The organism is Enterovirga rhinocerotis, from assembly GCF_004363955.1.
GTDB classification, from domain to species: Bacteria; Pseudomonadota; Alphaproteobacteria; order Rhizobiales; family Beijerinckiaceae; genus Enterovirga; species Enterovirga rhinocerotis.
This window is the reverse complement of the sequence record NZ_SNZR01000014.1, coordinates 467,404-474,099: the sequence shown is the minus strand read 5'-3', so window position 1 is coordinate 474,099 and position 6,696 is coordinate 467,404. Positions and strand designations below refer to the sequence as shown.

At 71.6% G+C, this 6,696-nt stretch carries 5 protein-coding genes and 1 pseudogene; 2 read left to right on the top strand and 4 right to left on the bottom strand.

Going from position 1 to position 6,696, the window contains the following annotated elements:
* Positions 1-82 precede the first annotated feature (82 nt).
* Positions 83-256, bottom strand: a pseudogene (locus tag EV668_RS18895) (MaoC family dehydratase); the annotation flags it as partial.
* A gap of 92 nt (positions 257-348) precedes the next feature.
* Positions 349-1,374 carry a tyrosine recombinase XerC gene (locus EV668_RS18890; RefSeq protein ID WP_133772954.1) on the bottom strand — a complete coding sequence of 342 codons (1,026 nt, stop codon included), beginning with the start codon at positions 1,372-1,374 and terminating at the stop codon, positions 349-351.
* Between the two features lie 358 nt (positions 1,375-1,732).
* Between EV668_RS18890 and EV668_RS18885 the strand changes: the two genes are divergently transcribed.
* Entirely contained in the window at positions 1,733-3,919 is a 2,187-nt protein-coding gene (locus EV668_RS18885; RefSeq protein ID WP_133772952.1) for a primosomal protein N', read from the top strand.
* 6 nt (positions 3,920-3,925) lie between these two features.
* Here the strand turns inward: EV668_RS18885 and EV668_RS18880 are convergent, their stop codons facing one another.
* Together EV668_RS18880 and EV668_RS18875 are read right to left on the bottom strand one after the other, a co-directional pair.
* Positions 3,926-5,098: an MFS transporter gene (locus tag EV668_RS18880; protein ID WP_133772950.1), complete on the bottom strand. Its 1,173-nt coding sequence runs from the start codon at positions 5,096-5,098 to the stop codon at positions 3,926-3,928.
* Positions 5,099-5,108: 10 nt separating this feature from the next.
* Entirely contained in the window at positions 5,109-5,651 is a 543-nt protein-coding gene (locus EV668_RS18875) for a GNAT family N-acetyltransferase (protein WP_133772948.1), read from the bottom strand.
* Positions 5,652-5,766: 115 nt separating this feature from the next.
* On the opposite strand from EV668_RS18875, the gene EV668_RS18870 reads away from it, so the two are divergent.
* Positions 5,767-6,684: a LysR family transcriptional regulator gene (locus EV668_RS18870; RefSeq protein ID WP_133772946.1), complete on the top strand. Its 918-nt coding sequence runs from the start codon at positions 5,767-5,769 to the stop codon at positions 6,682-6,684.
* The last annotated feature ends 12 nt before the right edge of the window (positions 6,685-6,696 follow it).

Sequence of the window (6,696 nt, the reverse complement as noted above, 5' to 3'; positions counted from 1 at the left end):
TGAGGACGAACAGACTGCGTAAGCCGCACTATGGGGGGTCAAGATTGGACGCCGATCCCCCGGCTCAGGGGGTCAAAGTTGCACGCCGATTCACAGGCGTCTTCGCGGCGAAATGCTCCGAGAGATGGATCGGGTTCCGATCGCCCGTCACTTCGGCGAAGCCGACGACGTCGGAGGATTCGATCCTCTTCGACAGGGTCTCGGCGAGGCCGATGGTCAAATCCTCGAAATCGAGGTTCCGCAATTCGAGGAACATCCTCACCCTCTCTGGATCGGGAGGCGGGGTTTGAGCGCGGCGCGAGCCCGATGTCCACCACGACCAAGGGCGGATCGGCGGCCTTGTCGCCGTCAGGCTCTCGGATGAGCGGAGCGGTAGGCGGCAAGGAGGCGCGAGGCGTCGACCTGCGTGTAGATCTGCGTCGTCGAGAGCGAGGCGTGGCCGAGCAGGTCCTGGATCGACCGCAGCTCGCCCCCTCTCGCGAGGAGATGGGTGGCGAAGGAATGACGCAGCGCATGAGGCGTCGCGCTGTCTGGAAGACCGAGCGCCCCCCGAAGGCCGGCCACGGCGAGCTGGATGATGCGCGGCGACAGGGGGCCGCCCTTCACGCCGACGAAGAGCGGGCCGTCGGGAGCGAGAAGATAAGGGCAGACGGCCAGGTAATCCTCGATGGCGCGGGAGACCGGCGCGATGACCGGGACCTCGCGCGTCTTGCCGCCCTTGCCGATGACGCGGAGTCCATCCTGGCCGCCGATCGGCGCATCGATCCGCCGGATGCCGAGAGCCTCCGAGATGCGCAGCCCGCAGCCGTAGAGGAGCGAGAGCACCGCGGCGTCCCTCGCCAGCACCCAGGCTTCGCGCGGCTCGCCGGCCCGCGTCGCCTCGTCGGTCATCGCGATGGCAGCAGCGGCCGGCAGCGGCTTCGGCAGGGATTTCGACAGGCGCGGGCCCCGGATCGCGGAGAAGGCGGCGGCCGCACCGTGGCCCTCGGCTTCGAGGTGGCGAGCGAAGGAGCGGAGTGCCGCGAGCTGGCGCATCAGGGAGCGGCTCTCGATCCCCTCGGCCCGGCGCGCCGCCAGGAAGGCGCGGATGTCGAGCGGCTTCAGCCCGACGACGAGCGCGGGCGAGACGGCCTCCCCGAGATGCCCGGCCAGGAAGGCCGTGAATTGCCGCAGATCCCGGCCATAGGCCTCGACGGTCTTGGGCGACAGCCGGCGCTCGGAGGACAAGGACGTCAGCCAGGAAGCCGTGGCGTCGCGCAGCGCCTTCGTGCCGAGAAGCGCGGCGGCCGGATCGGCTGCGACCTCGTCGGTCGCGAGGCCCGCCCGTGCGAGGCGGGCGGCGACGCGGTTCTGGCGCGGCGGAGCGGAGGTCATGGACATGCAGCGGCCGGAGCAGATTTGCGCTTCGCGCCCCAAGCCGGGCCACCCTCCCCTGGAGGGGGAGGGTCGGACCGAAGGTCCGGGATCGGGTGATGCGCGGGTTGCGCCTCGCAGATGCCGGAGATGCGGAGAGCGGATTTCACCCCACCCCGCCGGCTCCGCCGTCGCCCCTCCCCCTCCAGGGGAGGGTTGGGGCCGGCTTCAGCCTGTGCGAGAATCGAGAGGGCCTGGGAGCCTTGCCTGCCCTGGCGTTGCGCTGTCATGCCGAAGCCGTCATGTTCCCGTTTCGTCCAGGCCCGCCTCTTGCCGGCATTTCGCGCCACGCTGCGCCATCGAGGTTAGTGTTTCGACAATGACGGCGCGAATCGCCGAGGTCCTGATCCCGCTCGCCCTCGACCAGACCTATAGCTACGCCGTCCCGGCGGGGCTCGATCTCGCGGCCGGGGATGTCGTCGCCGTGCCGCTCGGACCGCGCAGCCGGATCGGCGTCGTGTGGGAGATGCGGCCCGGCTCGGGCGGCAACCTGAAGCCGGTCGAGGGGCGGATCGACGTGCCGCCGATGCGGCCCGCCCTGCGCAAGCTCGTGGATTTCGTCGCCCGCTACACCCTCGCCCCGAAAGGCTCGGCGCTCGGCCTCGCCCTGCGCCTACCGGGCGATGCGCCGGACGTCACGCGGGTCGGCGTGCGCCTCGCGGGGCCTCCGCCCGAACGGATGACGCCGGCCCGGCACCGGGTCATCGAGGCCGCCGCGGGCGGGCTCGTCCATACGAAGCGCGACCTCGCGAAACTCGCCGATGTCTCGACCGGCGTGATCGACGGGCTCGTCGATGCGGGTACGCTCGAGACCCTGGCGCTCACGGCCGCTCCCGTGGTCGAGGATCCCGACCCCGCCTTCGCGCGGCCGGACCTCTCGCCCGACCAGCGAGCGGCCGCGCAGACCCTCGCGGCCGCGGTCGCGACGGCCGCGGCCGAGCGAGCGGGCACCGCCCCTCCGCCTCCCGTGATCCTCATCGACGGCGTCACCGGATCGGGCAAGACGGAGGTCTATTTCGAGGCCGTCGCCGAAGCCCTGCGGCTCGGGCGGCAGGCGCTGATCCTGATGCCCGAGATCGCGCTGACCTCGGCCTTCCTCGAACGCTTCGCCGCCCGCTTCGGCGTGCGGCCGGCAGCCTGGCATTCGGCGGTCGGGACCCGGCGGCGGGACCGCATCCTGACCGGCGTCGAGGCAGGCAGCGTGAAGGTGGTCGCGGGCGCGCGCTCGGCCCTGTTCCTCCCCTTCCGCGATCTCGGCCTCGTCGTCGTCGACGAGGAGCACGAGCAGGCCTACAAGCAGGAAGACGGCGTCTGCTACCACACGCGCGACATGGCGATCGTGCGCGGTCGGCTCGAAGCGGCGCCGGTCCTTCTCGCCTCCGCGACGCCCTCGATCGAGACGCGCGTCAATGTCGGCTGGGGCCGGTTCCGCCGGGTGGCGCTGCCGGAGCGCTTCGGCGGACGCTCGCTGCCCTCGATCACGACCATCGACATGCGGCGCGATCCGCCCTCCCAGGGGCGCTTCCTCTCGCCGCTTCTGCTCCGCGAGGTCGAGCGCACGGTCGCGGCCGGCGAGCAGGCTCTGCTCTTTCTCAACCGGCGCGGCTTCGCCCCGCTCACCCTCTGCCGGGCCTGCGGCCATCGCACGTCCTGCCCGAACTGCTCGGCCTGGCTCGTCGAGCATCGCTTCCGCCGCGCGCTCGTCTGCCATCATTGCGGCCATACCGAGCGGGTGCCGGAAGCCTGCGTCGCCTGCGGCTCGGTCGGCTCGCTCGTGCCCTGCGGGCCGGGCGTCGAGCGCATCGCCGAGGAGGTCGCGCAATGCCTGCCGGAGGCGCGGCGCATCGTGCTGTCGAGCGATTTCCCCGGCGGCACCGAGCGTCTGCGGACCGAGCTCGAAGCGGTCGCGAAAGGCGAGGCCGACATCGTCATCGGGACGCAGCTCGTCGCCAAGGGGCATAACTTTCCCGGCATGACGCTGGTCGGCGTGCTCGACGCCGATATCGGCCTCACCTCGGGCGATCCGCGTGCCTCCGAGCGCACCTTCCAGCTTCTGCAGCAGGTGACGGGGCGCGCGGGCCGTGGCGCCAAGCCCGGCCGCGCCCTCGTGCAGACCTACCAGCCCGAGCATCCCGTCATCGCGGCCCTCGTCTCGGGCGAGGCGGAGCGCTTCTACGCCGAGGAGACGGCGGCGCGCGAGGCGGCGGGGCTGCCGCCCTTCGGGCGTCTCGCCGCCCTCATCGTCTCGGGCGAGGACCGAGCCGCGGCCGAGGCGCATGGGCGGGCCCTCGCGCAGGTCTCGGAGCCTCCGCCGGGCGTGATGGTGCTCGGTCCGGCCGAGGCGCCGCTCGCCCTGATCCGCAGCCGCTACCGCTTCCGGCTGCTCGTGAAGGCGGTGCGGGAGGTGAACCTCCAGGCCTATCTGCGGGCCTGGCTCGCCCGGGCCGGGAAGCCGCGCGGCTCGGTGCGGGTCGCGGTCGATATCGACCCGATGAGCTTCCTGTGAGGGCTGTCAGCGCCTGCGGAACAGCAGCCACAGCCCCAGCGAACTCGCAAAGACGATCATCGCGGCCCCCGTCGAGACGTAGAGCGCGGAAGCCGGCCCGTAGCGCTCGATGAGGAAGGCAAGGAGCGCCGGCGCCAGCGCCGAGACGATGAAGCTCGGCCCGATCAGGCGTCCGACGATCTGTCCGTAGGCGGCCGGATCGAACAGGACGAGAGGCTGGGTGCCGCGCACGATGGTCACGAGGCCGTTCCCGGCTCCATAGAGCAGGGCGAAGGCGATCCCTGCGGCGGGCGAAGCGCCGCTCCAGAGCCCGATCACGAAGCCGACGGGCATGATCGCCGTGGCGAGGACGCCGAGCGCGATCGGATCGAGCCGGCGCCCGAACAGGATCTCGGCCCCGCGCGAGGCCGATTGCCCGATGCCCCGCAGCGTGCCGATCCCCACCGCCACACCGGCCGCGAGGCCGAGCGAGGTCAGGATCGCGATCATGTGGGCCGACATGGCCGAGTTCAGCGCCGAGGTGAACGTCACCATCGTGCCGTAGAGGAACCCGGCGATGGCGATCCGGGCCGGCGTGTCCGCCCGCGGGGCCGTCGTCCCCGCTCCGGGCTTCGGGTCGAAGGCGTAGCGGGCCGCGGGGATCATGAGGTGAAGCGGGATCGTCGCGAGGGCGATCCCGGCATAGGCGACGAGCGTCCAGCGCCAGCCTGCCTCCTGGATCAGGAACTGGCCGATCGGCCACAGCACGGTCGAGGCGAGACCGCCGAGCAGCGTGATCTGGGCGATCGGCCGACGGGCTTCCGGGCCGCCGACGCGGGCCAGCGCCGCGAAGGCGGCGTCGTAGAGCGTCATCCGCATGGCGAGGCCGAGGACGATCCAGCCGAGGTAATAGACCGCCAGATGATGCGCGGCCGCGAGGATCAGGCAGCCGGCCGCGCCGATGCAGGATCCCGCCGTCATGACGGGCCGCCCGCCGATCCGGTCGATGAGGCGTCCGATCCGGCCGGACACGACGCCCATCACGACCAGGGCCGCGGAGAAGCCGCCATAGACCTCCGTCCGCGACCAGCCCGTCTCGCGCACGATCGGCTCGCCGACGATGGCGACCATGTAGAAGGTGATGCCCCACATCGCGAGCTGGGAGAAACCCAGCGCCCAGACGAGGCGACCCGCGATCATGCGGCGACCGTCAACGGGAGGCTGCATGGGGAGCGAGAGCGCTCGGCGCGCCGTCCCCGCGGCCGAGTTCGCGCTGCATCAGCACCGTGTCGAGCCAGCGCCCGTGTTTCCAGCCGACCGAGCGCAGGATGCCCGCATGGGAGAAGCCGGCCACCTCGTGCAGGCGGATCGAGGCGAGATTGGCCGAATCCCCGATCACGGCGATCATCTGGCGGTAGCCTCGCGAGGCCGTCTCCGCGACGAGCGCGTCGAGGAGGCGCCGCGCCACGCCCCGGCCGCGGAAGCGCATGTCCACGTAGACCGAGTTCTCGACCGTCGAGCGATAGGCGGGGCGTGCCCGGTAGGGTGCCGCATAGGCGTAGCCGGCGACGCTGCCGTCGGATTCCATGACGAGATAGGGATAGCCGGCCTCGAGAAGCGCGGCTCGTCGGGCCTGCATCTCGGAAAGGCCGGGGGGCTCGAGCTCGAAGCTCGCCGTCCCCGTCAGGACGGCCTCCCGATAGATGGCCGTGATCGCCACGACATCGGGGAGTTCGCTGGTCCGCAGATCCAATCCCGCCCTCCCCTTCTCGGATGCCGCTACCGGTCGGCCACGATTCTTCTCGCATGGCGCATGCTGAAGGGTAAGCTGATGCGGCTTATTTCAATCATCAGCACAGGCTTTGGTGATGACGGGCCAGGACCTCGACCAGCTTCGCCTCGTCGCCAGCGTCGTCGCGCTGGGCAGCTTCACGGCCGCCGCCGCAGCGCGGGGCGTGACCCAGCCGGCGGTCAGCATGCAGGTGCGGCAGTTCGAGGCGCGGCTCGGCGTGCGACTGATCGAGCGGATCGGCCGGAAGGCCCAGCCCACGGCGGCCGGGCGGGAACTCGTCGGGCGCCTGGCGGCGATCGAGGAGGCGATGACCGCCGCCACCGACACCGTCGCGCCCTATCGTGACGGGCATGCCGGCCGGATCAGGCTCGGCACGGGTGCCACGGCCTGCATCTACCTCCTGCCTCCCCTCCTTCGGCGCCTGCGCGAGCGCATGCCGGGAGTCGAAATCGTGGTCCGGACGGCGAACACGCCGGACATCCTCCATCTCGTCGAGGAGAACGCGCTCGATCTCGGGCTCGTCACGCTGCCGGCTCGGCATCGGGCTCTGGAGATCGCGCCGCTGCTGGAGGACGAGCTCGTCGCGATCTTCCCGGTGGACAGCGCGCCGGGCCCGGGCGCGGTGTCGGCCTCCACCCTCGCCGCGCGACCCATCGCGGTCTACGAGCCCGGCGGCGAGACGCGGCGCCTGATCGATGAATGGCTGCTGGCGGGCGGGGTGCGCCCCCGGCCGATCATGGAACTCGGCTCCATCGAGGCGATCAAGAAGCTGGTGGGAGCGGGGCTGTGCGCCGCAGTGGTGCCGAGCCTCTCGCTGGGTCCGGAGCCGCAGGATCTCGTCAGCCGGCCGCTCGCTCCGCGGGCCAGCCGGATGCTCGGCCTCGTCATACGCCGCGACAAGCGGCTCGACCGGGGCCTGCGCGAGATGCTCGGCCTGTTCCGGAGCCTCCCGAATGCAAAAAGGGCCGGCCCGATAGTTCGGACCGGCCCCTGAGCCGCGACGGCG

Excerpts from the sequence above, each read along its gene's own strand:
- EV668_RS18870 (WP_133772946.1), top strand. The coding sequence starts at position 5,767 with ATGACGGGCCAGGACCTCGACCAGCTTCGCCTCGTCGCCAGCGTCGTC.
- EV668_RS18885 (WP_133772952.1), top strand. The coding sequence starts at position 1,733 with ATGACGGCGCGAATCGCCGAGGTCCTGATCCCGCTCGCCCTCGACCAG.
- EV668_RS18890 (WP_133772954.1), bottom strand. The coding sequence starts at position 1,374 with ATGACCTCCGCTCCGCCGCGCCAGAACCGCGTCGCCGCCCGCCTCGCA.
- EV668_RS18880 (WP_133772950.1), bottom strand. The coding sequence starts at position 5,098 with ATGATCGCGGGTCGCCTCGTCTGGGCGCTGGGTTTCTCCCAGCTCGCG.